Genomic DNA, 3126 nt, shown 5'->3' with positions numbered 1-3126 from the left:
GCGTTCTTGGACGGGCTGGCCGTTCACCGCCGGGCGCAGGGGCTGGCCGGGCAGTCACTGGCCTGGGGACTGTGGGAACAGACCAGCGGCATGACCGGCACACTGGACGCCGCGGACCGCTCCCGGCTGGCCCGCAGCGGCATCCTGCCCCTGCCCACCGACCACGCCCTCACCCTCCTCGACACCGCCACCACACTCGACGACCCCACCCTCATCCCCATACGACTCGACCTCAAGGTGCTGGCCACAACCGAACTGCCCCGCCTGTTGAGTGGATTGGTTCGGACGGTCCGGCGTCGTGCCGCAGTCGACAGGGCAAATATGGAGTCGCTGAGGCACCGGCTGGCAGGCATGCCGGAAGCCCAACAGGGCCTAGAGGTATTGAACTTGGTGCTGGAGAGTGCCGCAGAAGTGCTGGGACACAGCAGTTCGGACAACATCGATCCCCAACGGAACTTTCTCGAGTCCGGCTTCGACTCCCTCACCGCGATGCAACTGCGGAACATCCTCAACGAGTCCGTTGGACTCCGCCTGCCGCCCATGGTGGTCTTCGACAACAAGAATCCCGCTGAACTCGCCCGATATATCCGGAGCAAGTTCGAAGAGAATCTGCTCGGAGGAGGGGCGGAGACGGCAGGGGAACACGACGGCCGGACAGGGGCGTCCACCGAAGACGATCGCGCGGACACCCTTAGCCAGCTGTTCCGGGACGCCGTCGCCTCTGGCAACGTACCCAAGGGGTTCGCGATGTTGCGTGCGGTCGCCGATCTGCGTCCGGAGTTCAACTCCCTCGCGGATCTGGACAAGCTGCCGGCCCCGGTGAAGTTGGCCGACGGACAGCAGGCCCCACGACTGATCTGCCTGTCCACACCCATGGTCGCCGGAGGCGTCCACCAGCACGCCCGCCTGGTCTCGTCATTCCGCGGCGCACGCCATGTGTCGGTGCTTCCCATGCCCGGCTTCGCCAGTGGGGAGAGTTTGCCCGCCTCCGCCGACGCGGTGGTCGAAGTACTTGCCGAGAGTGTGCTGCGCGCGGCAGAGGGAGAGCCATTCGTACTTCTCGGCTATTCCTCGGGAGGCGTCGTCGCCTATGCCGTTGCCGACCATCTGGAAAAGGCGCGCGGAGTGACTTCGACCGGTGTCGTACTGCTGGACTCGTACAAGGTCGAAGACAATGCGATGCCCAACGGGTTCGAGCACATGGCCGCCCGCATGCTCGACATGGAGTCGGTATTCGGGCGCTACGACAGTGCCCGGCTGTCGGCGATGAGCCACTATTCGCACCTGCTGCCCGCATTCTCCCTCGGTAGTATCGAGGCTCCGGTGTTGTTCATCGGCGTGGACGAGTCCTTCGTTGTACGCCCCGATGGTTCGCCGGACACCGGCGACTTCCTGCGGGCGCGGCCTTGGGATTCTGCACACAGTCTCCGGATAGCTCCGGGAAACCACTTCACGCTGGTGGAAGACCACGCGGATTCGACGGCCGCGGTCATCGAGGACTGGATCGCCTCGATCGAGTGACGGAACTCGGCCACGACAATAGGGGGTGGCGGGAGGACTACAGGGGGGTCCAGGCCGCCACCCCACGACTACTGTCGCGACCAGCGGCGCCGCCGTGCAGGGCTGCGGACCGTGGCAACTGGCGGAAGACCGGCGGAGCACCGGCACTGACCGAGCCGATGGGGAAGGTTGAAATGTCGCTATCTCCCAGCGCCAAGGGGACCGTCGAATTCGGGGAACACCGGACGTGGTATCGCGTCACAGGCGACCTGCGATCCGGTCTCCCTGTGCTTGTCGCGGTCCACGGAGGACCAGGTAGTACGCACGATTACCTACTCAACCTCGCCTCGCTCGCCGAAATCGGCTGGCCGGTCGTGCATTACGACCAGATCGGCAACGGCGGCTCCAGCCACCTGCCCGACCGAGGGGCCGAGTTCTGGACCGTTGAACTGTTTCTGAATGAGTTGGACAACTTGCTGTGCAGTCTCGGAATCGCTGACAACTACGTGCTGTTCGGGCAGTCCTGGGGCGGCATGCTGTCGGCAAAGCATGCGTCGGCGAAGCCGGCGGGTCTGCGCGGGCTGATCATCGCGAATGCCCCCGCCTCTTACCCGTTGTGGCTGAATGAGATGAAGGTTCTCCGGGAACAGCTTCCGCCTGGAGTCAACGAGGTCCTCCTCCGCCATGAAGCGGCGGGCACAACGGAGAGCCACGAGTACGTCGATGCCATGACGGTCTTCTACAACAAACATGTATGCCGACTGGCGCCGTGGCCTCGGGACATCATGGCCTCACTCAGTGAGGTGTACAACAACCCCACCGTCTACCAGTCCATGAACGGCCCGAGCGAATTCCACGTCATAGGAACTCTGCGTGATTGGTCCGTGCTGGACTGCATAGCAGACATCTCGGTGCCGTCGCTGTTGATCTCGGGCCGATACGACGAAGCCACCCCTGCGACAGTGCAGCCGTTCCACGACCTGATCCCAGACGTGCGATGGGAGATCTTCGAGGAATCGAGTCACCTTCCGCATCTCGAGGAACCGGAGCGGTTCATCGAGGTCATGGCGGAATTCCTGAAGCATCTGGACTGAGAAGCCGCGCCGTGTGATCACGGTGCGGTCGGTCGGCGCCCCCCCGAACGACCTTACTTGCACAGCCCCGACGTGATTCTTGACGACGAGTCGACTGTTTGTATGGGCCCTCACGGGCTGCTGACTCCAACAGAGTAAAGGCTGAGGTTACTGTGAGTGCATCCGTCGAGCAGGTCGTCGAAGCGCTTCGTAATTCGCTTCTGGAGAATGAGCGGTTGCGGCAGCACAACAGTCATCTGGCCTCGGCGGCCACCGAACCGATCGCCATTGTGGGCATGGCGTGCCGCTATCCCGGAGGTGTGGAGTCGCCGAGTGAATTTTGGCGCTTCCTCATCCAGGGTGCGGACGCCGTCTCTTCCTTCCCGGTCAACCGTGGTTGGGATGTCGAGGGCATCTACGACCCGGAGCCGGGGCTCCCGGGCAAGTCGTACGCCAACGAGGGCGGGTTCCTGCATGATGCGGGGGAGTTCGATCCCGGGTTTTTCGGGATCAGTCCGCGTGAGGCGCAGGCGATGGATCCGCAGCAGCGGCT

Annotated in this window: 3 protein-coding genes; all 3 read left to right on the top strand. The window is 63.7% G+C overall.

Going from position 1 to position 3126, the window contains the following annotated elements; translation table 11 throughout:
- A partial coding sequence (locus AB0D14_RS44810; RefSeq protein WP_362791253.1) for a thioesterase domain-containing protein occupies nt 1–1521 on the top strand: 1521 nt, incomplete at its 5' end.
- Between the two features lie 173 nt (nt 1522–1694).
- Nucleotides 1695–2594 carry a proline iminopeptidase-family hydrolase gene (locus tag AB0D14_RS44805; protein WP_362791255.1) on the top strand — a complete coding sequence of 300 codons (900 nt, stop codon included), beginning with the start codon at nt 1695–1697 and terminating at the stop codon, nt 2592–2594.
- 152 nt (nt 2595–2746) lie between these two features.
- A partial coding sequence (locus AB0D14_RS44800; protein WP_362791251.1) for a beta-ketoacyl synthase N-terminal-like domain-containing protein occupies nt 2747–3126 on the top strand: 380 nt, incomplete at its 3' end.

It is taken from the genome of Streptomyces sp. NPDC048484, assembly GCF_040651415.1.
Lineage (GTDB): Bacteria > Actinomycetota > Actinomycetes > Streptomycetales > Streptomycetaceae > Streptomyces.
Note: the sequence above shows the minus strand (reverse complement) of the source record. Positions and strands in the feature narration are given on the sequence as shown.

Coding starts and splice junctions, on each gene's coding strand:
- AB0D14_RS44805 (WP_362791255.1), top strand. CDS start 1,695: ATGTCGCTATCTCCCAGCGCCAAGGGGACCGTCGAATTCGGGGAACAC.